This is a genomic window from Sphingomonas guangdongensis, assembly GCF_900199185.1.
In the GTDB taxonomy this organism is placed as follows: domain Bacteria; phylum Pseudomonadota; class Alphaproteobacteria; order Sphingomonadales; family Sphingomonadaceae; genus Sphingomonas; species Sphingomonas guangdongensis.
Window position 1 is genome coordinate 37,413 of the sequence record NZ_OBMI01000003.1, and the last position, 23,405, is coordinate 60,817.

Genomic DNA, 23,405 nt, shown 5'->3' on the forward strand with positions numbered 1-23,405 from the left:
GGAAGCCGCAAACCTGCGTTAAGTTCCTTTAGCAACAATGCTGCGTGAAGACTTGCATCCGCGCACGGATGCTTTCATCAGCGCGGGCATCATGGCTTCGCGACCGCTGACCCTCTACGAGAAGATCTGGGCCGACCACGTCATCGAACGACGCGACGACGGCACCTGCCTCATCTACATTGACCGGCACTTGGTGCACGAGGTGACCAGCCCGCAGGCGTTCGCGGGGCTTGCCGCGAATGGCCGCCGGGTGCGCCGCCCCGACCTGACGCTCGCCGTTCCCGACCACAACCTACCGACGTCGCCGCGAGTGGACGCGAACGGGCACCCGCTGCCGATCGCCGATCCGGAGAGTGCCAACCAGCTCGCCGCCCTGCGCGCGAACGTCGCGGCGTTTGGCGTGCCCTACATCGACGCGCTCGCGCCCGAGCAGGGGATCGTCCACGTCGTCGGGCCGGAGCAGGGCTTCACGCTGCCGGGGACCACTCTCGTGTGCGGTGACAGCCACACCTCCGCCCACGGGGCTTTGGGCGCGCTCGCCTTCGGGATCGGCACCAGCGAGGTCGAGCATGTGCTCGCGACCCAGACGCTGTTGCTGAAGCAATCCAAGACCATGGAGATTCGGATCGACGGCACGCTCGGCTTCGGCGTGTCTGCGAAGGACGTGGTGCTGGCGATTATCGGCCGGATCGGTGCGGCGGGAGGGACCGGCTATGTCGTCGAGTACACCGGCGAGGTGATCCGCGCGCTCTCCGTCGAGGGGCGGTTGACGGTTAGCAACATGTCGATCGAGGGTGGCGCGCGTGCGGGCCTGATTGCGCCGGACGAGATGACCTTTGCCTATCTGAAGGGCCGGCCGATGGCGCCGGCGGGCGAGCTGTGGGACCGTGCGGTCGCGCAATGGCGGCACCTGCCGAGCGATCCCGGCGCGCAATATGACGCAACCGTGCGGATCGACGGCAGCGCCATCGCGCCGTCGCTCACCTGGGGCACCAGCCCCGAGGACGTGGTGCCGATCACCGGCGTCGTGCCCGATCCGGACAGCTTTGCCGATCCGGCCAAGCGCGACTCGGCACGCAAGTCGCTCCATTACATGGGCCTGACGCCCGGCACCGCGATGCAGGGCGTCGCGGTCGGACACGTTTTCATCGGCAGCTGCACGAACAGCCGGATAGAGGACCTGCGCGCCGCCGCCGCGGTCGCCAGCGGGCGACGGGTGGCGGACGGTGTGCGGGCGATGGTGGTGCCGGGATCGGGGCTGGTGAAGCGGCAGGCGGAGGCGGAGGGGCTCGACCGCGTGTTCACGGCCGCCGGCTTCGAGTGGCGCGAGCCCGGCTGCTCGATGTGCCTTGCGATGAACCCGGACAAGGTGCCGCCGGGCGAGCGCTGCGCGTCCACCAGCAACCGCAACTTCGTCGGCCGCCAGGGCCCGGGGGCGCGGACTCACCTCCTGTCGCCCGCCATGGCGGCGGCGGCGGCGGTCACCGGCCGGCTGGCCGACGTCCGCGAGCTGATGGGCTGAACGCATGGCCGATCCGATCACCACCGTCCACGGCACCGCTTATCCCTGGGGCGCCAAGAACATCGACACCGACATCATCATCCCGGCGCACTGGCTGAAGACGACCACGCGCGAAGGGCTGGGCCGCGGCGCGTTCGAGAGCGTGCGGGCGCAGGCCGGCAATCTGTTCGACGATCCGCGCTATGCCGGCAGCCCGATCCTGGTCGCGGGCGAGAACTTCGGCTGTGGTTCCAGCCGCGAGCACGCCGCCTGGGCGCTCGGCGACCTGGGGATCAAAGCGGTGATTGCGCCAAGCTTCTCCGACATCTTCTCCGGCAATGCGTTCAAGAACGGCATCGTGACCGTGGTCTTGCCGCAGGACGCGGTCGACCGGCTGGTCGAGGTCGCGCGGGATGGTTCGATCACGGTCGATTTGGAGACGATGACCGTCACGACCGATCATCAGGATCGCCTCCAATTTGAGCTAGACCCGTTCCGCCGGCGCTGCCTGATGGAAGGGCTGGACGAGATCGGCCTGACGCTGGCACAGGATACCGCGATTTCGAAATACGAGTCGCAGGATGCCGTCTATCGGCCCTGGATCGCGGGGAGAGGCCGGTATGCGGGCATTGCTGTCGGAGATGGCGGGCGGACCTGAAACACTGAAGCTAACGAATCTGCCCGATCCGGTCGCCGGCGCGGGGCAGGTGGTGGTGCGTGTCGGCGCCTGTGCGATCAATTACCCCGACGTGCTGATCATCGAGGATCGCTATCAGGTCAGGCCGCCGCGTCCGTTCGCGCCCGGCGGGGAGATCGCCGGCACGATCGAGTCGGTCGGGGCGGGCGTGTCCGGCTGGCAGGTCGGCGAACGCGTCGTGGCGGTGATCGGCCACGGCGGGCTGGCGGAGAAGGTGGCGGCGCCCGCCGCCGCGCTTCACCGCCTTCCGGACGTCCGCGACATCGCCGAAGGCGCCGCGCTGCTGCTCACCTACGCGACCTCGCTCCACGCGCTCCTTGATCGCGGGCGGCTTGCGGCCGGGCACAGCCTGCTGGTGCTCGGCGCAGCGGGCGGGGTCGGCCTCGCGGCGGTGGAGCTCGGGAAAGCCTTTGGCGCGCGCGTCGTCGCCGCGGTGTCGAGCGAGGCAAAGGCGGCCGCGGCCATCGCGGCCGGCGCGGACGAGGTCATCATCTACGACCGCGCTCCCTTCGACAAGGATGCCTCGCGCGCGCTGGCCGACCGGTTCAAGGCGGCGGGCGGGCGCGGCGGGTTCGACGTGATCTACGATCCAGTTGGCGGCGACTATGCCGAACCGGCGCTGCGCAGCATCGCCTGGGAGGGCCGCTACCTGGTCGTCGGCTTTCCCGCCGGTATCCCCAAGCTGCCGCTCAACCTGACGTTGCTGAAGAGTTGCGACGTGTGCGGCGTGTTCTGGGGTGCCTTCGCCGCGCGCGATCCGGCGGCGAACGCCGCCCATGTCGACACGCTGTTCCGGTTGTGGGTCGAAGGACGGATCGCCCCGCGCGTGACGCAGCGCTTCCCGCTCGCGCAAAGCGGTGAGGCGATCGCGCAGATGGCGGCGCGCGCCGCGATCGGCAAGCTGGTCGTGACGATGGAAGACTAGCCGCGGTGCACGGCCCGCCACGGCGGTTGCGCGTCCGAAACCCTCACCCTATCTCTCCGAGCAGGCAGGGAAGGGGCATCATGACGAGTTTCGAGGATCGGGAGCGGGCGTTCGAGACCAAGTTCGCGCTCGACGAGGAGTTGGCGTTCCGGATCACGGCCCGCCGCAACCGGCTCGTCGGGCAATGGGCGGCCGCACGCATGGGGCTGACGCCCGAGGAGACTGACGCCTACGCCAAGGCTGTGGTGCAGGCCGACTTCGAGGAGGCCGGGGACGACGACGTCGTTCGCAAGCTCGTCGGCGATCTGACCGCAGCCGATGTCGCCACCGACGAGGCTACCGTCCGCCGTGCGCTCGAGGACGCGCTGGTGGAGGCCCGCCGTCAGCTGATCGAGGCAAGGTAACCCTGTCATGCCGATGGCTGCCGACGACATCGCCGAGTTGATCCGCGCCGGCATCCCGGACGCGGTGGTCGAGATCACCGATCTGGCGGGCGACGGCGATCACTATGCCGCGCGCGTCACCGCAGCTTCGTTCAAGGGCCTGCCGCGGGTGCGGCAGCACCAGGCCGTCTACGCTGCGCTCGGCGGGCGCATGGGGGGCGTGCTCCACGCGCTCCAGCTCACCACCGCGGTACCTCAGGAGACACAGCAATGACCGACGTCCAGACCCGCATCGGCGAGATGGTGAACGGCAGCGACGTGCTGCTGTTCATGAAGGGCACGCCCATGTTCCCGCAGTGCGGCTTCTCCAGCCGCGCGATCGCGATCCTCCAGCACCTGAACGTGCCGTTCGACTCGGTCGACGTGCTTCAAGACCAGGACGTCCGCCAGGGCATCAAGGCGTTCAGCGACTGGCCGACGATCCCGCAGCTCTATGTTAAAGGCGAGTTCGTCGGGGGATCGGACATCATGATGGAGATGTACGAGTCCGGCGAGCTGAAGGAACTGCTCGCCGACAAGGGCGTGGCAACGGCCGCCTGATCCCAGCGCGTCAGCCGCCAGGCGTCCCACCGTGCTGCTGAAGACTCGTGACGCCGGCGGTCGCTTGCCCGTCGTTGACGGTACGGCGCCGATGCTGCTCTGCGATCTGACGCAGAGCTACTCGCCGTCGGGCGGCGGCGGGATCAGCACGTACCTGCGCGAGAAGCGCGACTATGTGCTGACCCATACGCCGCACCACCTGCTTCAGATCGTGCCGGGCCCGGTAGACCGCATCACCGTGAACGGGCGGCATATTTTCGCGGAGATCGGGGCGGAGCCGGTGCGCGGCAGCCCCAACTACCGCTTCATCCTGCGCACCGATGCGGTGCGCGAGGTGCTGGCCGACTACCGCCCCGACATCCTCGAGTCGCTCTGCCCCTGGGTGCTGCCCTGGACGGCGATCCGGCATCGCCGGGCGTTTCCGGAGACTACGCTGGTCGCGGGATACCGCACCGACTTCCCCAACGCCCATGTCTACCGCGTTGGGCGCGAGAAGTTCGGGGAGCTCGGCGGGCAGTTCTGCCGGTGGCTGATCTGGGGCTATGCGGAGATCACCTACCGCGAGTTCGACTGGGTCTATACGCTCGGCGAGGATGCCCGGATCGAACTGGCGAAGCGCAGCATCCGCCGGACGAGCGTGCTGCCGCTCGGCGTCGATACCGCGCTGTTTCATCCCGCGCGGCGCGACCCCGGCTACCGCGCGGCCCTGGGGCTGACGGCACAAGGTCCGATGCTTGCCTATGCCGGGCGGATCGACAACGAGAAGCGCGCCGATCGGCTGGTCGCCATGTTCCGGCAACTGCCGCCCGCACTCCATGCGGCGATGGTGCTGATCGGCGACGGCAAGCTCCGCGCGCGGCTGCAGGCGGAGGCGCGCGGGCTGCAGATCGCCTTCCCGGGCTTCGAGCGTGACCGCGAGGAACTCGCCCGCGCGCTGGCGTCTGCCGACATCTACGTGTCCGCGATGGCGGACGAGACGTTCGGCGTATCGGTCCTGGAGGCGCAAGCGTCGGGCCTGCCGATCGTGGGCGTCGACGGCGGCGCGATGCACGACCGCGTGCCCGCGGGCACCGGGTTGCTCGGGCCCGTCGACGACACCGCGGCGATGGCGGCGAATGTCGCGGCGCTGTGGCCGGAGCAGGCAGCGGCGATGGGCGCGGCCGGGCGGTCGCTGGTTGAGTCGCGCTACAGCTGGCGGCGCACCTTCGAGACGCTGTTCGGCGAGGTCTATCCGGCCGCACTCGCCAACACCGCGCGGCGGCTGGAGGAGGATGCGGCGCTGCTGTTCCCGCCGCGGCGCGACCCGCGATCCAGGACCGTGCGGGTCTGACCGACACGTCATGCCAGCGAACGCTGGCATCTGGTGCCGCAAACGTGACACTTGATTGCGAGCGGCGCTGGCATTCGCCGCCGTAAGGGGCGGGCGTTTGTTGCCGGGTGCGGGCGGGTCGCTGGAGACCGTAGGAGCTGCGACCCGCCCTGCTGAAGCGTCGAGCGCTCGGCTGACTAGATCGGTGCACTCGCCGTGCCAGTACTCGCGAACGACAGGAATGCGCGCGTTCAAACGGTTAACAAGCCGATTTGTGCCCACCAACCTGTAAGTGCTCCCGACACAACAGACCGTTTCGCTCCGACAACTATTCACCTGCCATTCAGCCGCTTGACTACAGACGTAATCGTGTTGATTACACACGTAGTCGTTGGAGGTGGCCGTGACCGAGCGAATCAGTGATGCCGAGCATGCGGTTATGGAGGTGCTCTGGGACGAGTCACCCTTGACCGCGCAGGACGTATCGGAGCGGGTCGCGCCGGAGCGTGGCTGGAGTGCAAACACGGTCAAGACGCTGCTTGGCCGCCTGCTCGCCAAGAACGTGGTCGCGCACCAGGAGGACGGCCGCCGTTATCTCTATCGTCCGATGGTGGCGCGCGACGATTATGTCGCGGGCGAGTCGCGCCGGCTGATGGACCGGCTGTTCGGCGGCAAGCTTACCCCGCTCGTTGCGCACATGGCGGAGCGCGATGAATTGACCGCCGAGGATATCGCCGAGATCGAGGCGCTGCTCCAGGAGCTGAAGTCATGATCGCCTGGGCGCTCGAGACGCTGATCGCCACCACGCTGTTGATGGTGGTCGTGCTGCTGATCCGCACCCCCGCCCGGCGCAGCTTCGGCCCGTCGGTCGCCTATGCATTGTGGGCGATCCCGGCGGCGCGGCTGGTGCTGCCGCCCTTGCCGGAGGCGTGGCGCGGCACCGCGATGCCCGTGCTGCCGGTCGCGCAGGACATCACCATCTACCTGAGCGAACCGGTCGCGACGCTGGTCGCCGAGCCGACGGAGGGGCTTGGCTGGCCAAGCTACGCGCTGATCGCCTGGGCGCTCGGCGCGGCAGGCTTCATCGCCTATCACCTGCTGTCGCACGGGCGCTTCGTGGCCCGGGTGCGGGCACGGGCGGAGTCGGTGCGGCGGGTCGCGAACGGCAGCGTGGCGGTGATCCGCACCGATGCGACCAGCGGGCCGCTCGCGTTCGGCGTGTGGCGCAAGTACGTCGCTTTCCCGCGCGATTTCGCCGATCGATACGATCCGCTCGAGCAGGATCTCGCACTCGCCCACGAACTCGGCCATCACGCCCGCGGCGACCTGCTCGCCAACTGGATCGCGCTGGTCATGCTCGGGCTGCACTGGTTCAATCCCGTCGCCTGGCGCGCCTACCGCGCCTTCCGCGCCGATCAGGAAATGGCGTGCGACGCACTCGTCCTCGCCGGCCGCGCACGGGAGCTGCGCGCCGCCTACGGCCGCGCCATCGTCAAGTCGGCGCACGGCGGCGCGGTCTCCGCCGCCTGCCACCTGCACACCATCAACGAGATCAAAGGGAGGTTGAAGATGCTGGGAGTTCACGAGAAGTCGTCGCGGACCCGCCTGCTCGCGGGCGGAGCGACGCTGGCGGTGCTGCTGGTCGGCGGGCTCGGCCTGACCGCGTCGGGCACGCAGGCGGCCGCGCGGGTCCGCACCGGCGTCGAGCAGGCGACCGGGGTCGACATCGCCGCGATCACGCTGCCGTCGCTGCCGCAGGTCGTGCCGACGCCACCGGCTCCGCCGGCCCCGCCCGCACCGCCGCCGCCCGCTGCCCGACCGGCGCCGGATGCGCCCCCGCCGCCGCCGGCTCCACCGCTGCCGCCCGAGGCCAAGAAGAACGTCCGCATCACGCTGGTCGATAAGGACGGCGAGGTGTCGACCTTTGAGGACGACGACGATCTGGTCCAGGTCACGCCTGGCGACGACAGGCGGGTCGTGCGCCGCGTCTTCCTCCGCCACAAGGACGGTACGCCGATGTCGTTCGACGAGGCGCACAAGGGCGTGCCCGCCGATCTGGCCGAGCGGCTGAAGAACATGCCGGAGATCGCGTCGCGGGATTGTGGCGACAAGGAGGGCGATCCCAAGGCGCACGTCCTGCGCCGCGAGGATGGTGGCAAGAAGATCACGATCATCTGCACCAACCGGATCGAGCGGGCGACGTCGCTTGCCGCGCTGGAGGGCAGGCGCCCCGGACTGACCGCCCGGCTCGCGGACGGACACTTCGTCATGCGCCGCAATGCGGAGGCTTCCGCGCTGTTCGGGCTGCGCACCGCCCGCGCCAACATCGAGAACAACGCCAGCATGTCGCCGGAGCAACGCGCCAAGGCACTCGCCGGGATCGACCAGGCGATGCGCGAGCTCGAGAGCAAGAAGGACTGACGGGCCGCGTGCGGCCGGTCGCCATCAACTCGGTCGCCCGCTCCCCGGCGGGCACCGGGCGAGGGTGCTGAAGGGCGCCAACGCGGACACACGGGTGATCGGCCGCACCGGGCGGCGCCGGCGTCTTCCTTCGCGCGCCGGCGCCGTTGGCCGTTCCTGGCCGGTCGTCGCGGGACGAAGCCGCTTGCGCGGGGCTCTGCCACCCGCCACATCGCCGGCATGACGGCCACTCCCCATCCGCCCGAGACGCTAGAGCCGGGCGTGGTGCGGGTGACTGCGAACAATCCGTCGCCGTTCACCAAGGACGGCACCCAGACCTATCTGGTCGGGGAGGCCGATGTGGCGGTGATCGATCCCGGCCCGGCCGACGACACGTCGCACCTGTCCGCGATCCTGACGGCGATCGACGGTCGCAGCGTTCGCGCGATCCTGTGCACCCACACACACCGCGACCACAGCCCGCTCGCCCGTGCGCTGGCCGCCGCCACCGGTGCGCCGGTGGTCGGGTGCGCGCCGCTCGCGCTCGACGACGCGGGGGTTCGCGCGGACGCCGCCTTTGACCGAGACTATGCGCCCGACCGGGTGCTCGCCGACGGCGAAGCGATCGAGGGAGCCGACTGGTCGCTGACAGCGGTCGCGACGCCGGGGCACACCAGCAACCACCTGTGCTTCGCCTGGCGGGCGCGCGGCATCCTGTTCAGCGGCGATCACGTGATGGCCTGGTCAACCAGCATCGTGTCGCCGCCCGACGGCGACATGGGCGACTATATGGCGAGCCTGGAGAAGCTGCTCGGCCGTGACGACCGCGTCTACTATCCCGGCCACGGCGACGCGGTCACCAGCCCGCAGCGACTGGTGCGTGGCATGATGGGCCACCGGAGAGCGCGTGAGGGCGCGATCCTGCGGCTGGTGCGCGGCGGCGAAGGCGACGTCACGGCCATGGTGCAGGCGATGTACGCCGGGCTCGATCCCCGGCTGCACCCGGCCGCCGCGCGCTCGGTGCTGGCCCATCTGTTCGACCTGCGCCGCCGCGCGCTGGTGACGGGCGAGGAGGGGGGCGTGTGGCGGAGCGCCGCCTGAACCCCGGCCAGCTCGTCGGCGGTGCGATCGCGCTGGCGCTGCTGCTGCTCGCCGCCTTCGGCGGGAAGGCGCTCTACGATCGCTACACGCAGGACTATGTCGTCACCCGGGCACCCGATGACGGGCGTGCCGTGACCCAGGTGATACGCGCGACCTTTGCGCGGGCGAGCGCGCTGAAGGTCGGCACGCTCAACGGATCGGTGCAGGCGACCGCGTCCGACCGCCGCTTCGCCGGGCTGCTGACCGCCGACCGCGTGATCAAGGCGCCGTTCTCCGTCGATTACTTCATCGATGTGTCGCGCTTAGAAGAGCGCGATTTTCGCTACGATCCGGCGACGCGCACGCTGGTGGTCGATGTGCCCGACGTGACCGTCGGCGGGGCCAACGTCGACGAGGCGCGGCGCACGCTGTCCCAGACGCGCGGGCTGTTCGTGACCCGCGGCGCATTCGAGCAGCTGTCGCAGCGTGTCTCCGCTGCCGCGCAGGCCAGCGCCGCGGCGGAGGCGAACAAGCCCGAGCGGATCGCGCAGGCGCGGGATTATGCGCGGCAAGCGCTGCGGGCCCTATTGGAAACGCCGCTTACCGCAGCGGGCGTGACCGACGCCCGGGTGCTCGTCACCTTCCCCCACGAGCGGCGCGGCCCAGCCGAACGATGGGACATGTCGCGCACGCCCGAGCAGGTCCTGGCTAACAGTCGGTAGCTCAAGCCTTCTTCGGAGTCGCCTAACGGCCGAATGTAACGTAGTATTCGCTCAACTTGGGTTGGGGGACTCGAGACATGGCGACAGTAGCGGGCACGGCACAACGGCAGCCGTTGGCGGCGGACCACAGGTTCTTCATGGGCGGTGCGATCGTGATGGCGCTGCTGGTGGTGGCGGGTTTCTCGGTGCAGTGGCTGATGGGCCGGTCGACCTTCCGCGCGCCGCCGATCATCCACCTTCACGCCGTCGTGTTCATGGGGTGGGTAGCCTATTACGTGCTCCAGAACGCGCTGGTCGCGGTCGGATCGGTCCGGCTCCACAAGCGTCTGGGCTGGATCGGCGCGGGCTGGGCGGCGGTGATGGTGGTGCTCGGCGTCACGATCACGGCGCTGATGGTGCGGCGGGGCGCTGCGCCCTTCTTCTTCGAGCCCGCCTATTTTCTGTTCATGAACTCGCTCGGTGTGCTGACCTTTGGCGCGCTGACCGCGGCCGCGATCGTGCTCAGGCGCCAGACCGCGTGGCACCGGCGGCTGCATTTCTGCGGCATGGCGATCCTGACCGCGCCCGCGTTCGGCCGATTGCTGCCGATGCCGCTGATGATCCCGCACGCCGGGCTTGGCGTGTTCGCCGGCTTCATCCTGCTACCGATCGCCGGCGTGATCGCCGACTGGCGGCGCAGCGGCCGGGTTCATCCGGCGTGGTGGTGGGGGATCGGCACGCTGTGCGTTGCGCAGATGCTGATGAGCGTCATTGCCTTCTCGCCTGTCGGTCGCGCGCTCTATTACGGGGTGACCGCCGGAGCGCCCGGGGCCGCGATCGATCCCTACGCCTTCCCGCCGCCGCCCGCCGGACCCTTGATCACCGGCGGCGGGTGAACCATGTGAGCCTCAGGCATTCTCCTGGGGACGATCGACACATGGACGCACGCGGCGGCATCGGCGGCAGCCTGACGGGGCTCGATCTGCGCGCGGAGATCGACCGGCTGCGCAAGGAGAAGAACGCCGTCATCCTGGCGCATTACTACCAGAAGCCGGAGTTGCAGGACATCGCCGACTTCGTCGGCGACAGCCTGGACCTGTCCCGCAAGGCGGCGGAAACCGACGCCGACGTGATCGCCTTCTGCGGCGTGCGCTTCATGGCGGAGGTCGCGAAGATCCTGTCGCCGGAGAAGATCGTCGTGCTGCCCGACATGGACGCTGGTTGCAGCCTGGAGGACAGCTGCCCGCCCGAGCAGTTCGCGGCGTTCCGGAGCGCACACCCGGACCACATCGCGCTGACCTACATCAACTCGTCGATTGAGGTGAAGGCGCTGAGCGACATCATCGTCACGTCCTCCTCGGCCGAGAAGATCCTCGCGCAGATCCCGCCCGAGCAGCGAATCATCTTCGGGCCCGACAAGCACCTGGGCGGCTACATGAACCGGCGCACGGGGCGCGACATGCTGCTATGGCCGGGCGTGTGCATCGTCCACGAGGCATTCAGCGAGACCGAGCTCCTGAAGCTCAAGGCGCAGCACCCGAATGCGCCAGTCGCCGCGCACCCGGAGTGCCCGCCGCACGTGCTCGACCATTCGGACTATGTCGGGTCGACCAGCGGCATCCTCCAGTTCGCCAAGACCTTCCCCGGCGACACGCTTATCGTCGCGACCGAACCGCACATCATCCACCAGATGGAGAAGGCGGTGCCGAGCAAGACCTTCATCGGTGCGCCGGGTGCCGACGGCAACTGCAACTGCAACATCTGCCCGTACATGGCCCTCAACACGATGGAGAAGCTGTACGTGGCGCTGCGCGATCTCCAGCCGCGAATCGAGATCGACGAGGACCTGCGGCTCCGCGCCAAGAAGAGCCTGGACGCGATGCTGGCGATGGCGAGCGGTACGGTCGGCATGGGTGACCTCGGGCCGGCACGGGTGACGGGGGACTGACGCCTTTCGTCATGCCAGCGAACGGTGGCATCTCTGGCGAGCAGGGGCGGCGGTGACCGGGCTAGACTAAGGCTCAGCTGGTCTTGAGCTTTACCCCGATCAGCCACGGCTTGACGCGGCCGGTCGGCTGCGGCTTGCCGTCGAGCCGCACGGCGCGCCGGATCTCGACCGCCCGCACCAGCATCTGACCGCGCATCGCACCGTCGCCGCAGCAGGTCGGCCCCGCCAGGATGCGGCGGACGACGTCCATTCCGCCGATCACGCGGCCGAACGCCGGATAGCCCTCCCGTCCGCCGCCCGCGTCCATGTTGGGCGCGGCGCCGACGGTGATGAAGAAGTTGCCGCCCGCCGACCCGCCATAGGCCGGGCGCGCCATGGAGATGGTCGCGTCGAGGTGCTTGATCCCGGTCCTGGCGGTGGTCTCGAGCGGGAAGGGCGGAAGGATGCGGCGTGCGTCCGTGCGGATGCCGCCCTGGATGAAACCGAACTTGGGCGCGATCTTCTTGCGCGCGGCGCGGTAGAAGACCGTGCCGTCGAAGCGCCCGTCGTCAACATAGGCCAGGAAGTTCCGGGCCGTCGCGGGCGCCCGCCGAGCGTCGAGCGCAACCGTGATGTTTCCGGCCGTGGTCTCCAGCCGCACTCGGACGGTGCCGGGGGCGGAGCGGCGCGCGGGCGCCTGCGCCGCCACCGGCGCGACTGCGAGGGCGGCGAGGAAGAAGGCGACGATCGATCTCATGCTGCACCGCGGTACAAAGCGAGGCCTTGCCGTACAAGCAGAACGGCTCGAGATCGGCCGATATCGTCGCGGGCCTGCATTCGCGCTAGTCAGGCATCACCATATCCTGCGGTGGAGTGTAGCGAATGGCGATGATCTGGATGAAGCGGGTCGCAGTGCCATGGCTGCTGCTGTTCGCGGCGCCGGCTGCGGCGGCCCAGGCGCCGCTGCCGCGGATCGAGCAGGGCAAGGCCCGGCCGTACCTGTCGGTCGATGGCCAGCCCTATCTGGTACTCGGCGCGCAGGCGAACAATTCGAGCAACTATCCCTCGCAGCTGCCGAAGGTCTGGCCGACGCTCAAGCGCCTCGGTGCCAACACGCTGGAGATCCCGGTCGCCTGGGAGCAGGTGGAGCCCGAAGAGGGCAAGTTCGACTTCTCATACCTGGAGCAGCTGCTCGCCGGGGCGCGGGAACATGATCTGCGGCTGGTGTTGCTGTGGTTCGCGACCTGGAAGAACACCGGGCTCGGCTATGCGCCGAGGTGGGTCAAGACGAACCCTGGCCGCTTTCCCCGCATGAAGAAGCAGGACGGCTCGGACCACAATGTGCTGTCGCCGCACGGGCGAGAGACCTTGCTGGCGGACCGTCGGGCCTTTGTTGCCGTCATGCGCTACCTGAAGGAACATGATCCGCAGCATACGGTGATCATGGTGCAGCCGGAGAACGAGACCGGCAGCTATGGTCAACAGCGCGACTTCTCGCCGGAGGCGAACCGGCTGTTCGCCGGTGCGGTGCCCGCGGCGCTCGCCCGCCGGCTGAACCGCGCGGGCACCTGGACGCAGGTGTTCGGCGACGCGCTCGCCGGCGCGGCCTTCAACGCCTGGTACACCGCCGCCTATGTGGAACAGGTGGCGGCGGCGGGGCAGGCGATCAAGCCGCTGCCCATGTACGCCAACGCGGCGCTGTCGGACCCGTTCGCCGCGCCGGGGACCGGTGGTGGCGCGAGCGGTGGCCCGGACGCATCCGTGATCGACGTGTGGAAGGCCGCGGCCCCGAGCCTCGCCTTTGTGGCCCCGGACATCTACATGCGCGATCCGGCAAAGGTGGCGGAGATCCTGCGGCTCTACGCCCGACCCGACAATGCGCTGATGGTGCCCGAAATCGGCAATGCGGCGGAGTATGCGCGCTTCTTCTGGAGTGCGCTGGGTCGCGGCGCGATCGGGTTTGCGCCGTTCGGCATGGATGACACCGATTACTCCAACTATCCGCTAGGCGCGAAGACGCTGGACGAAGCGACGCTGGAGGCAATCGCCGCCAAGTACCGGCTGCTGGGGCGCAATGTTTCCGGATGGGCGCGCGCGGCCGCCGATCGGCCGGTCTGGGGCACCGCAAAGGGCGTTGATGAAGCGGACCAGTCGACGATCATGGGTCAATGGCGCGTCACCGTCGAATACGGACAATGGCAATTCGGGGATCGAAGGGCGTCTTGGTTCAAGGGTGATCCACACCCAACGGTCGGTCAGCCGGTCGGCGGTGCGGCCGTGATCCAGACGGGCGATGACGAGTTCATCGTCGCCGCGTCGGACGCGCGCGTCAGCCTCTCGCCTGCCTTCGGTGTTGCGCCGGCGCGCGCCGATCCCCTGCGGGTGGAAGAGGGCTACTTCGACGCGCGTGGCACTTGGGTCATGGTACGTGTGATGGGCGGCGACCAGACCGACTACGGCCTGAACTTCACCAGCCGACCAATGCTACTGCGTGTCGTCATGCCGGCTCGCTAAGCTATGCCGCGCTGCGTGCCCGCAGCTGATTGGCCAAGCGTTCGCTGGTTCTGCGGCGGGACGGCGCGGTAGAACTTCTTGGCTAAAAGGTGGCTGCGTGAAGCCCGCTGCGAAACTTCGCGGCTGTACGTCGCGCGGGTCTGTGCCACAGGTGCCGCCGCCCTAGCGACAGGGTGCTTTCGAAAGCCACGTCATGAGTTTCGCGCTGCCCGCCTTCGACACCGTGGCCTTTGTCGCGGGGACGCTCGCCGAGGACATGGGGGAGGGCGGCGATATCACGTCGGCCGCCGTCATCCCGGCGACCGCGCGGTTCAGCGGCGTGATGGACAGCCGCGACGCGATCACCGTCGCCGGGCTCGGCCTGGCGGAGGCGTTCTTCCGCGCGCTCGACCCGGACGTGACGGTCGAGCAGCTGGTCAAGGACGGCGACCGGGTGGCGGCTGGCACCGATCTGCTCCGGCTGGAAGGGAATGCCCGCGCCCTGCTGACGGCGGAACGCAGTGCGCTCAACACCGTGCAGCACCTGTCCGGGATCGCGACCGTCACGCGCGCCTATGTCGACCGGATCGTCGGGACCGGCGCGACGCTGCTGGACACGCGCAAGACGCTGCCGGGCCTCCGTCTGCTCGAAAAGTACGCCACCCGCATGGGCGGTGCGACCAACCACCGTATGGGGCTGTGGGATGCCGCCATGATCAAGGACAACCACGTCGCGGTCGCCGGCTCGGTCGAGGCGGCTGTCGCGCGGGCGGTCGCCGCCGGCATCGCGCGGATCATCGTGGAGGTCGACCGCGTCGACCAGATCGAACCCGCGCTCGCCGCAGGTGCAACCCACCTCCTGCTCGACAACATGGACGTGGCGACGCTGCGCGGCGCGGTGACGCTGGTCGGCGGACGCGTACCGACCGAGGCATCGGGCGGGGTCCGGCTGGAGACGATCCGCGCCATCGCGGAGACCGGCGTCACCTTCATCAGCGTGGGCCGGCTGACCCAATCGGCGCCCGCCGCCGATATCGGGCTGGACTTCGACGCCTTGCCCCCTGCGTCCGCGCCTGTATCGTAGCGCGGCGAGGCGAGGGGGAGGGCGGATGCGACCACGATCGATCGTGCTGTTCGAACGGCTGTATCTCGGCGCTTGGGCGTTGGGGCTGATCAATACCGGGCTCAACTGGTCGCAAACGATGCGGCAGTTCAGCGCCGGCGGCGCCGTGGCGGTCAGCCCGGTGCTGCTCTACGCCAGCACCGCGATCGGCCTGCTGATCCCGCTGGTCCTGTGGTTCTTCATAACCCGCCGGGCGAGCCTGGTCGCCAAATGGGTGCTCGTCGTGCTGTTCGCGATCGGGCTGGGCAGCATCGCGCTTGCCACGCTCGACGGACGTCTGCCTTCCGGCCTTGCCGGCATTGTCGCGGTGACCGCGACGGTGCTCCAGGCGGTGGCGATCGGGTGCCTGTTCCAGCCGGACGCGCGCGAGTGGTTCGGCGAGGAAGCAGCGGAGGTGAAATCGTGATCCGACCCATTGCGACGGCGGTCGCACTTGCCGTGCCCGCCGCCGCGGGCGCGCAGGCGTACCAGTGCGCCGCGCCCGCCCGCCTGCCGGTGCCGCGCGCCGACGGCCCGAGCACGCGCGAGCCGAAGCGGGTGCTGCCGATCGGCAGCTACACGCTGGCGCTCACCTGGGCGCCACAATACTGCCGGGAAAACGGCGATCGCGAGTCGGCCGCCTTTCAGTGCGGGAGCGGCAACCGCTTCGGCTTCACCCTGCACGGTCTCTGGCCCGACGGTCCCGGCAAGACCTGGCCGCAATATTGCGCGCCGTCACCGATCCTGTCGCCGGCGGTCCTCCGCGCCAACCTGTGCGCGACGCCGTCGGTGCAACTGCTCCAGCACGAATATGCCAAGCATGGTACGTGCATGAACGTGTCGCCCGAGCGCTATTTCGCGCAGGCGACGCGGCTCTATGGGCGCTTGCGCTACCCGGACATGGACGCGCTGTCGCGGCGTTCGCGGCTGACCGCCGGGGCGCTGGCAAGCGCGATCGCGCGGGCGAACCCGGGGGTTGCGCCCGACATGATGCGGATCACCGCCGATCGCCAGGGCTGGTTGGACGAAGTGTGGCTGTGCCTCAACACCCGGCTCGCCTATGCGCGGTGCCCGGCGCACCAGGGCGGCCTTGCCGCGAGCGCGCCGGTCAGGATCTGGCGCGGGCGGCGCTGACGCTATCCGTCGAGCGTTACCGTCGACGGGTGGTGACGATCGAGGTGGCGGCGGATGATGCGCAGGTTGCGCGTGTTCGAGCGAAAGAAGAAGTCGGGGATGGCGCCGACGAACGGGATCAGCCCGAGCGCCCAGTCGACGCCGACGTTGCCTGCCATCCGCGCCATCTGCAGCTTCGACATCCCGAGGTTGCGCGCCTCCCACACCAGGTAGCTGCCCATCGCCGCGCCGACGAAGCTGCCGACGGTCGGGATGAGATCGAGCACGACGTCGAGCCCGACCTTGCGGCTCGTACCGGGGATGGTGAAGGCTCGCTCCAGCAGGTGCTCCAGCGCCTCGATCCGCTGGCGCACGGCGGCGGGATCGGTGCCGATCGGCAGCGTGCGGGCAGTGGTGAGCGGGACGGGTCGGGCCATGCCGGATCAATTGGTGTCGCGACGCAGGTGGTTCAACGGGTGGACCGCGCGCGCGTTCGCCGCAAAGACGCGCAGCCGCAGCGCCACCAGTGACCAGCGCAGCGGCCGGGCGAGCGGGATAAAGGCAACATCGTCGGCGAGCGCGCGGTCGGCGAGCGCAAGCGCACGCGCGCGGCTCGCGACATCCGGCGCGAAGCGGGCGTCGCCGATCAGCGTCGCCACCGAAGCGCTGCACGGCTGGCACGCGGTCCTGAGGTACCAGCGCGCGCTGTCGTACGGTGCTACCTCGTCGACCAGCCTCAGGTCGGCCGCGGCCGCAGGGCCGACCCGCTCCGGCCTGAATCCCGCGCGCGCCAGCCCGGCGGCGATCTGCGCATAGACCAGCGTTCCGCCGGGGCCGTCCGGCATCGCGATGCGCAAGCGGACGGGTTCACCGAGTGCCGCGACCCGCGCCACGGCCGTGCTCGGGCGCTCGGCCAGCGGCGTCGTGCTCCACGCCGCGGGCGCGGGTGGAGCCGCCGAATCGAGCTGTTCCGGCAGGATCGTGGCGGTGGGCAGCCACCCGCCCCGCACGGTGGTCGTCACCGCCTCCGCGTCGATCGCCATCGCGACGGCGGCGCGGAGGTCCGCGCGCGCGAGCGGGCCGCTGCGATCCACCACCTGCAGCCCGAACAGCCCGGCCGCCGTATCGACGTGGACGTTCGCGGGTGCGATCCCGGCGGCAGCCACCAGCGGCCAGTCCGACAGGCCGCCGCCGAGCACCAGATCGGACCGCTTCTCCTTGAACCGCCAGACCGCGGCCGCGGCGCGCTCGCCACGCACCCGGACGAACTCCTCGGGCGCGATGCCGTTCGTTCCGGCGTCTTCCTCATCCGACCCATCGTCGACCGGTCGCAATAGCACCGTCGCGCCGCTGTCCGGCTCGATCCTGAACGGCCCGCTCCCGACGCGGCGGTCGGGTGCGGGCACGGTCATCGCAGGGTGCGCGAACAGGTTGAGCAGGTCGGGTCGGGGATAACGCAGCCGAACCTCGATCACCTGCGGCGTCATCGCCACGATCTCGTCAATGGCGGTGAGATACGGCCGCAGCGGGTTACGCGCGCGCGGGGCAAGCTTGCGGCGGAGCGTGCGGGCGACGTCCTCCGCCACGATCGGCTTGCCGCCCGGCCAGGAGGCCTCCTGCAGGCGGAAGATGAAGCTGCGGCCATCGTCGCGCACGATCCAGCGCTGCGCCAGCCCAGGCTCGATCCCGCCGCTAGCGTCGAAGCGGACCAGCCCCTGCGATACGGCGGCGGCCAGCACCAGCCGGGTCGGGGAGGGACCGGGGCGGGGCGGCACCGGCTCGATCACACTGACCAGCACCGGCACATCGTCGCGCCGACGATCGCACCCCGAGAGGATCAGCGTCGCCGCGGCGAGCAGTGCCACCGCCGTGGTGCGGACGGCGGGACTCGAACCCGCATGCCCGTAGGGGCGAGGGATTTTAAGTCCCGTGCGTCTACCAGTTTCGCCACGTCCGCGCGCTGGCATGGAGCAGCGCAAGCCAAGCTTGCGCGTCGCCATGACGAGCCGGCCGGCGGGCGAAAGCCCGTCCGACGTCATGCGACTTAGTCGCATGACGGCCAGGTACGCCAGTGATTTCATGAGCGCGGGTGATGCCGCAAATCGTGAACCGCTGAAACCCCGTCCGGGCGCAACGGCAGATCAGTAGCTTGGGTAGCGACGGCGGCGGTATTGGTAGCGCCGCGCCGAAGCCGCGTCGTCGGTCCTCGCGTTTCGCGAGGCCGGCCGAGCTGTCGGCAAATCCGCAGCTAAGCCGCGCTTAGCTGCGGCCGTCGCGGCTATACATTCAACCGCGCGCGCATTTCCTTGCCCGGCTTGAAATAAGGGACACGCTTGGCATCCACCGCGACCGTCTCACCGGTGCGTGGATTTCGGCCTTGTCGCGCGTCGCGATCGCGGGTGGAAAAGGCGCCGAAGCCGCGCAGTTCGACCCGGCCGTTGTCGATCAGCCGGACGATGATCTCTTCGAAGAAAACGTCCACGATCTTCTCGATATCGCGCGCGGCGAGATCGGGATGGTCGCGTGCCAGCAGTTGAACGAGTTCAGACCGGATCATTCCGCCCCCCAGAGCGTCCCCGTGTGGATGCCCGCGCCTGGCGCATCCTTGCGGGCCATCCCTTACGCAGCAACTTTAACTTTGAGCAACCTTCTCACGAGAAAAGGGCGGCGGATCCCCCGATCCGCCGCCCGCTTCGTCTCACTTGCTGTCAGTGCCGCGCGCCTTGAGCGCTTCGCCCAGGATGTCGCCGAGCGACGCACCCGAATCGGACGAACCGTACTGCGCGACCGCCTGCTTCTCCTCGGCGATCTGCATCGCCTTGATTGAGAAGGTCGGCTTCTTGGAGCGGTCAAAGCCGGTCACCATCGCATCGAACTTCTGCCCGACCTGGTAACGCTCCGGACGCTGCTCGTCGCGGTCGCGGCCGAGGTCGGTGCGCTTGATGAAGCCGGTTGCGCCGTCATCGCCCGCCTGAACCTCCAGCCCTGCGTCGCGGACCTCGAGCACGGTGACGGTGATCACCGCGTTCTTGTTCAGCCGGTCGCCGCTCGTCGCCACGCCGACCGACGGGCCGCCGCGCTCCAGCTGCTTCATGCCGAGCGAGATGCGCTCCTTGTCCGGCTCTACCGCGAGCACGATCGCCTGAACGGTCTCGCCCTTGCGATGAAGGTTGAGCGCGTCCTCGCCCGAGATGCCCCAGGCGATGTCCGACATGTGGACCATCCCGTCGACGTCGTTGTCCAGCCCGATGAACAGGCCGAACTCGGTCGCGTTCTTGACCTCGCCCTCGACGGTCGAGCCGACCGGGTGCGCGGCCTCGAAGGCCTCCCACGGATTGTTCTGCGCCTGCTTGAGGCCGAGTGAGATGCGACGCTTCTCGGCGTCGACCTCGAGCACCATGACCTCGACCTCCTGGCTGGTCGACACGATCTTGCCCGGGTGAACGTTCTTCTTGGTCCAGCTCATCTCGCTGACGTGAACCAGGCCCTCGATGCCCGGCTCCAGCTCGACGAACGCGCCGTACTCGGTGATGTTCGTGACACGGCCCGACAGCTTCGCGCCGACCGGGTACTTTTGCGACGCGCCATCCCACGGATCGCTCTCGAGCTGCTTCATGCCGAGCGAGATGCGCTGCGTGTCCTTGTTGATGCGGATGATCTGGACGCGGACGGTGTCACCGATGTTCAGCACCTCCGACGGATGCGCGACCCGCTTGTAGCTGAGGTCGGTGACGTGGAGCAGGCCGTCGATGCCGCCCAGGTCGACGAAGGCGCCGTAGTCGGTGATGTTCTTCACCACGCCGTCGATGATCTGGCCCTCGTGCAGGCTCTGGATCAGGCCGGTGCGCTGCTCGGCGCGAGTCTCCTCCAGGACCGCGCGGCGCGACACCACGATGTTGCCGCGCTTGCGATCCATCTTGAGGATCTGGAACGGCTGCGGGATGTCCATCAGCGGGGTGACATCGCGGACCGGGCGGATGTCGACCTGGCTGCCCGGCAGGAACGCCACGGCGCCGGCGAGATCGACGGTGAAGCCGCCCTTCACGCGGCCGAAGATCACGCCCTCGACACGGGCGGCCTTGGCGAACTCGGTCTCCAGCTTGTCCCAGGCGGCCTCGCGGCGGGCGCGGTCACGCGACAGCATCGCCTCGCCGTTCGCATTCTCGACGCGGTCGACATAGACCTCGACCTCGTCACCCACCTTCAGCTCGGCCTTCTGGCCCGGCGCGGCGAACTCGCGCAGTGGCACGCGGCCTTCGCTCTTCAGGCCGACGTCGATCACGGCCAGGTCGTTCTCAATCCCGGTCACGGTACCGATGACCACGCGGCCCTCGAAGCTGTCGGCGGCGCCAAAGGTCTCATCGAGCAGCGCGGCGAAATCGTCGCGGGTGGGTTGGGCGGCAGTTGCCATAGACAAGCAGTTCCTATTTCTTCAGTTTTCCGGCCAGCCGGTTGTGTCCGGCGGTCTTGGCCAAGAACGTCGCGGCGGCCCCGTGCCGGTCGCGACATCCACCGGGCGCCATCGCCGGCATGAAGACAGGGGACAGATGCAACAAGGGCGCGGCAAGCGGCACCGGCCTGTTCGCCGATCCGCTCCGCGCCTTGCGGGTCAGGCGCTACGCCCGGCCGTCCGTGCCTCCACGAGCGCTATCGCCCGCTGGACGGCCGCGTCTATAGAGAGAAAGCTGGTGTCGAGCAAGGCGGCATCGTCGGCCATGCGGAGCGGCGCCATGCTGCGCGAGCTGTCCCGCTCGTCGCGCGCACGGATGTCGGCAAGCACCTTGTCGAGGCTGACCGCGGAGCCCCGGGCGCGCAACTCGGCGTGTCGCCGCTGAGCACGGATCGTCGGGGTTGCCTTCACGAACAGCTTGGCGTCCGCATCCGGCGCGATCACCGTGCCGATGTCGCGCCCGTCCAATACCGCGCCGTCCGGCTGTTGCGCGAAGCGCCGCTGCCGCTGAAGCAGCGCGGATCGCACCAGCGGATGCGCCGACACGATCGACGCCGCCTTGCCGATCGCATCGTCCTTCAACCGCTCGTCGCCGAGCAGCTGTTCGTCGAATGCGCAGGCGGCGACCGCGTCCGCTTCCTGCTCTGGGTCCAGCTCTAGGTCGATCACCGTCGCCGCCACCGCGCGGTACAACAGGCCGGTATCGAGGTGCGGCAGCCGATAGTGTCGGGCGAGCGCTCGCGCGATCGTGCCCTTGCCGGACGCGGCAGGCCCGTCGACCGCGATGATCACGCTGCTATCTCGGCGGGAGCAAGACCGTCCAGCGTCGCGCGAAACGTCGGATAGCTGGTCGCGATCGGGCCCGCGTCGTCGATCGTGATCGCGCGACGGGCATGAAGCCCGGCGACGGCCAGGCTCATCGCGATGCGGTGATCGAGCAGCGATGCGATCGTCGTTCCCCCTGCGATCGGCTCGCCGCCCGAGCCTTCGATCGTCAGCCCGTCCTCGTGCTCGCTGAGCGTCACGCCGCACGCGGAGAGCGCAGTCGCCATGGCGGCGATCCGGTCCGACTCCTTGACCCGCAGCTCCTCCGCGCCGCGCGCCACCGTCCGGCCCTGCGCAAAGGCGGCGGCGACGAACAGCACCGGATACTCGTCTATCATCGACGGCGCGAGCGCCGGCGGCACCTCGATCCCGACAAGCGCGGCGTGGCGGACGCGCAGGTCGGCGACGGGCTCTCCGCCGACGGTGCGCGCGTCCTGCTCGGCGATGTCGGCACCCATCATCCGGAGCGCCTGGAGTAGCCCGGCGCGTGTCGAGTTCAGGCCGACGTTCTCGATCAGCACGTCCGACCCCGGCACCACGCTCGCCGCCACCATCCAGAAGGCGGCGGAGGAGGGGTCGCCCGGCACCACGATCTGCTGTGGCTTCAACTCAGCCTCGCCGCGGATCGAGATCAGGCGGCCCTCGCTCGTCTCCTCGACGGTCACGTCGGCGCCGAAGCCGGCGAGCATCCGCTCCGAATGGTCGCGGGTCGACACCGGCTCCAGCACCTGCGTGATCCCGGGCGTGTTGAGCCCGGCGAGCAGCACCGCGGACTTCACCTGCGCCGATGCGACCGGCAGCGTGTAGCGGATCGGCACCGCGGGCACGATCCCGCGCACCATCAGCGGCAGGCGACCACCCGGCGAGGAGGTGATGTCGGCCCCCATCTGCGCCAGCGGATCAATCACGCGGTTCATCGGCCGCTTGCTGAGCGAGGCGTCGCCGGTGAAGGTCGCGGTCACGCCGTGGCTCGCGACCAGCCCCATCAGCAGCCGGGTCGAGGTGCCCGAATTGCCCATGTCGAGCGCGCCCTCGGGCTGGAGCAGCCCGCCGACGCCGACCCCGTGCACTCGCCAGCGACCCTCGCCCTCGCGCTCGATCGTCGCGCCCATGCGGCGCAGCGCAGCGGCGGTCGCCAGCACGTCCTCCCCCTCCAGCAGCCCGTCGATCCGGCTCTCGCCAACCGCCAGCGCTGAGAGCATGAGCGCGCGGTGGCTGATCGACTTGTCGCCGGGTACGCGCACGCTGCCCGACAGGGCGCCGCGCGGACTGACATGCCAGGGCTGGGGGGTGACATGGGACATCGGGCGGGGTCTTTGACAGTGCGCTTGCGCTATGGCAAGGCGCGCCCTACGTCCGGGCTCAGCTCCGGATTTCCCCGAATTCCACGTCAGACGAGAGCGGTTTCATGATCAAGCCCGAGTGGGGCACCAAGCGTGCGTGCCCGAAGTGCGCCACGCGTTTCTATGACCTGGGAAAGGATGATCCCGTCACCTGCATCAACTGCGGCGTGACCTGGGAGCCGGAGCCGGTACTGAAGTCGAAGCAGCCGCTGCCGTTTGAGACGGTGAAGGCCGTGTCCAAGGAGAAGGTCGACGCCGATCTGGGCGGCGACGATCTGGACGTGGACGTTGAGGAGGAAGAGCCCTCGGCCGACGACGACGTCGATCTTGGCGGTGACGACGACCTGGGCGTCGAGACCCCGGACGACGACGAAGAGAGCTGATCGCGCTAGGGCGACGGGGCCAAAAAAGCGCCGCGCGCCCCGTTGCCAAACCCGCGCCGCCCGATTAGAGGCGGCGCCTTCCCAAGGATGTGGGGCCGTAGCTCAGCTGGGAGAGCGCTGCAATGGCATTGCAGAGGTCAGGGGTTCGATCCCCCTCGGCTCCACCACCTTCC

Annotated in this window: 25 protein-coding genes and 2 tRNA genes; 19 read left to right on the top strand and 8 right to left on the bottom strand. The window is 69.2% G+C overall.

The annotated features are described in order from the left end of the window. Positions 1–91: 91 nt before the first annotated feature. The 13 genes from leuC (at position 92) to nadA (ending at position 11,544) form a co-directional block, all read left to right on the top strand. Complete coding sequence (gene leuC / locus CRO12_RS12145) at positions 92–1,522, top strand: 3-isopropylmalate dehydratase large subunit (RefSeq protein WP_097065035.1); 1,431 nt, start codon at positions 92–94, stop codon at positions 1,520–1,522. Positions 1,523–1,526: 4 nt separating this feature from the next. Continuing rightward, positions 1,527–2,159, top strand: coding sequence for a 3-isopropylmalate dehydratase small subunit (gene leuD / locus CRO12_RS12150; RefSeq protein ID WP_097064367.1), 633 nt, complete (start codon positions 1,527–1,529; stop codon positions 2,157–2,159). Continuing rightward, the gene (locus tag CRO12_RS12155; RefSeq protein WP_179641016.1) at positions 2,122–3,123 is read left to right on the top strand and encodes an NADPH:quinone oxidoreductase family protein; all 1,002 of its coding nucleotides are present in this window, start codon (positions 2,122–2,124) and stop codon (positions 3,121–3,123) included. The genes leuD and CRO12_RS12155 overlap by 38 nt, the downstream gene beginning before the upstream one ends. 80 nt (positions 3,124–3,203) lie before the next feature. After that, positions 3,204–3,527 (top strand): DUF1476 domain-containing protein, encoded by a 324-nt coding sequence (locus CRO12_RS12160; protein WP_097064369.1) that lies wholly within the window; start codon positions 3,204–3,206, stop codon positions 3,525–3,527. A gap of 7 nt (positions 3,528–3,534) precedes the next feature. Beyond that, the gene (locus tag CRO12_RS12165; RefSeq protein WP_097064370.1) at positions 3,535–3,780 is read left to right on the top strand and encodes a BolA/IbaG family iron-sulfur metabolism protein; all 246 of its coding nucleotides are present in this window, start codon (positions 3,535–3,537) and stop codon (positions 3,778–3,780) included. Beyond that, positions 3,777–4,106 carry a Grx4 family monothiol glutaredoxin gene (gene grxD / locus CRO12_RS12170; protein WP_097064371.1) on the top strand — a complete coding sequence of 110 codons (330 nt, stop codon included), beginning with the start codon at positions 3,777–3,779 and terminating at the stop codon, positions 4,104–4,106. The genes CRO12_RS12165 and grxD overlap by 4 nt, the downstream gene beginning before the upstream one ends. A gap of 31 nt (positions 4,107–4,137) precedes the next feature. After that, positions 4,138–5,436 carry a glycosyltransferase gene (locus CRO12_RS12175; protein ID WP_245858471.1) on the top strand — a complete coding sequence of 433 codons (1,299 nt, stop codon included), beginning with the start codon at positions 4,138–4,140 and terminating at the stop codon, positions 5,434–5,436. 382 nt (positions 5,437–5,818) lie between these two features. Then, on the top strand, positions 5,819–6,187 hold the full coding sequence (locus CRO12_RS12180; protein WP_097065037.1) for a BlaI/MecI/CopY family transcriptional regulator: 369 nt from the start codon (positions 5,819–5,821) through the stop codon (positions 6,185–6,187). Beyond that, positions 6,184–7,836: a M56 family metallopeptidase gene (locus CRO12_RS12185; RefSeq protein WP_097064372.1), complete on the top strand. Its 1,653-nt coding sequence runs from the start codon at positions 6,184–6,186 to the stop codon at positions 7,834–7,836. Before CRO12_RS12180 ends, CRO12_RS12185 begins: the two co-directional genes overlap by 4 nt. A gap of 219 nt (positions 7,837–8,055) precedes the next feature. Continuing rightward, positions 8,056–8,916, top strand: a complete 861-nt coding sequence (locus tag CRO12_RS12190; RefSeq protein WP_097064373.1) for an MBL fold metallo-hydrolase — start codon at positions 8,056–8,058, stop codon at positions 8,914–8,916. Then, a complete protein-coding gene (locus CRO12_RS12195) occupies positions 8,898–9,617 on the top strand; it encodes a DUF4230 domain-containing protein (protein WP_245858472.1) in 720 nt (239 codons plus the stop codon). The genes CRO12_RS12190 and CRO12_RS12195 overlap by 19 nt, the downstream gene beginning before the upstream one ends. A gap of 77 nt (positions 9,618–9,694) precedes the next feature. Then, positions 9,695–10,492, top strand: a complete 798-nt coding sequence (locus CRO12_RS12200; RefSeq protein ID WP_245858474.1) for a hypothetical protein — start codon at positions 9,695–9,697, stop codon at positions 10,490–10,492. 41 nt (positions 10,493–10,533) lie between these two features. Continuing rightward, positions 10,534–11,544: a quinolinate synthase NadA gene (gene nadA / locus CRO12_RS12205; protein ID WP_097064374.1), complete on the top strand. Its 1,011-nt coding sequence runs from the start codon at positions 10,534–10,536 to the stop codon at positions 11,542–11,544. Positions 11,545–11,617: 73 nt separating this feature from the next. On the opposite strand, the gene CRO12_RS12210 is transcribed toward nadA, so the two are convergent. Next, a complete protein-coding gene (locus CRO12_RS12210) occupies positions 11,618–12,280 on the bottom strand; it encodes a peptidylprolyl isomerase (protein ID WP_097064375.1) in 663 nt (220 codons plus the stop codon). Positions 12,281–12,411: 131 nt separating this feature from the next. Between CRO12_RS12210 and CRO12_RS12215 the strand changes: the two genes are divergently transcribed. From CRO12_RS12215 to CRO12_RS12225, 4 genes are all read left to right on the top strand, one after another. Continuing rightward, complete coding sequence (locus CRO12_RS12215) at positions 12,412–14,037, top strand: DUF5597 domain-containing protein (RefSeq protein WP_097065040.1); 1,626 nt, start codon at positions 12,412–12,414, stop codon at positions 14,035–14,037. Positions 14,038–14,230: 193 nt separating this feature from the next. Then, positions 14,231–15,100 (top strand): carboxylating nicotinate-nucleotide diphosphorylase, encoded by an 870-nt coding sequence (nadC, locus tag CRO12_RS12220; protein WP_097064376.1) that lies wholly within the window; start codon positions 14,231–14,233, stop codon positions 15,098–15,100. 25 nt (positions 15,101–15,125) lie between these two features. After that, positions 15,126–15,545 carry a hypothetical protein gene (locus CRO12_RS18375; RefSeq protein WP_245858478.1) on the top strand — a complete coding sequence of 140 codons (420 nt, stop codon included), beginning with the start codon at positions 15,126–15,128 and terminating at the stop codon, positions 15,543–15,545. Then, the gene (locus CRO12_RS12225) at positions 15,539–16,252 is read left to right on the top strand and encodes a ribonuclease T2 family protein (RefSeq protein WP_245858570.1); all 714 of its coding nucleotides are present in this window, start codon (positions 15,539–15,541) and stop codon (positions 16,250–16,252) included. The genes CRO12_RS18375 and CRO12_RS12225 overlap by 7 nt, the downstream gene beginning before the upstream one ends. Positions 16,253–16,254: 2 nt before the next feature. On the opposite strand, the gene CRO12_RS12230 is transcribed toward CRO12_RS12225, so the two are convergent. From CRO12_RS12230 to aroA, 7 genes are all read right to left on the bottom strand, one after another. After that, positions 16,255–16,668, bottom strand: coding sequence for a DUF4112 domain-containing protein (locus CRO12_RS12230; protein WP_097064378.1), 414 nt, complete (start codon positions 16,666–16,668; stop codon positions 16,255–16,257). A 6-nt stretch (positions 16,669–16,674) separates the two neighbouring features. Next, positions 16,675–18,096 (bottom strand): ABC transporter substrate-binding protein, encoded by a 1,422-nt coding sequence (locus CRO12_RS12235; protein ID WP_245858480.1) that lies wholly within the window; start codon positions 18,094–18,096, stop codon positions 16,675–16,677. 5 nt (positions 18,097–18,101) lie between these two features. Beyond that, positions 18,102–18,188, bottom strand: a tRNA-Leu gene (locus CRO12_RS12240). 321 nt (positions 18,189–18,509) lie between these two features. After that, a complete protein-coding gene (locus CRO12_RS12245; protein WP_097064379.1) occupies positions 18,510–18,788 on the bottom strand; it encodes an integration host factor subunit beta in 279 nt (92 codons plus the stop codon). A gap of 141 nt (positions 18,789–18,929) precedes the next feature. Continuing rightward, positions 18,930–20,642 carry a 30S ribosomal protein S1 gene (gene rpsA / locus CRO12_RS12250; protein WP_097064380.1) on the bottom strand — a complete coding sequence of 571 codons (1,713 nt, stop codon included), beginning with the start codon at positions 20,640–20,642 and terminating at the stop codon, positions 18,930–18,932. Positions 20,643–20,840: 198 nt separating this feature from the next. Further along, positions 20,841–21,473, bottom strand: coding sequence for a (d)CMP kinase (gene cmk / locus CRO12_RS12255; protein WP_097064381.1), 633 nt, complete (start codon positions 21,471–21,473; stop codon positions 20,841–20,843). After that, positions 21,470–22,810, bottom strand: a complete 1,341-nt coding sequence (aroA, locus tag CRO12_RS12260) for a 3-phosphoshikimate 1-carboxyvinyltransferase (RefSeq protein ID WP_097064382.1) — start codon at positions 22,808–22,810, stop codon at positions 21,470–21,472. The genes cmk and aroA overlap by 4 nt, the downstream gene beginning before the upstream one ends. 104 nt (positions 22,811–22,914) lie before the next feature. Here aroA and CRO12_RS12265 point away from each other — a divergent pair, with 104 nt between their 5' ends. Both CRO12_RS12265 and CRO12_RS12270 read left to right on the top strand, forming a co-directional pair. Then, complete coding sequence (locus CRO12_RS12265; protein ID WP_097064383.1) at positions 22,915–23,232, top strand: TIGR02300 family protein; 318 nt, start codon at positions 22,915–22,917, stop codon at positions 23,230–23,232. 91 nt (positions 23,233–23,323) lie between these two features. Further along, positions 23,324–23,399 (top strand) — tRNA-Ala (locus tag CRO12_RS12270). The last annotated feature ends 6 nt before the right edge of the window (positions 23,400–23,405 follow it).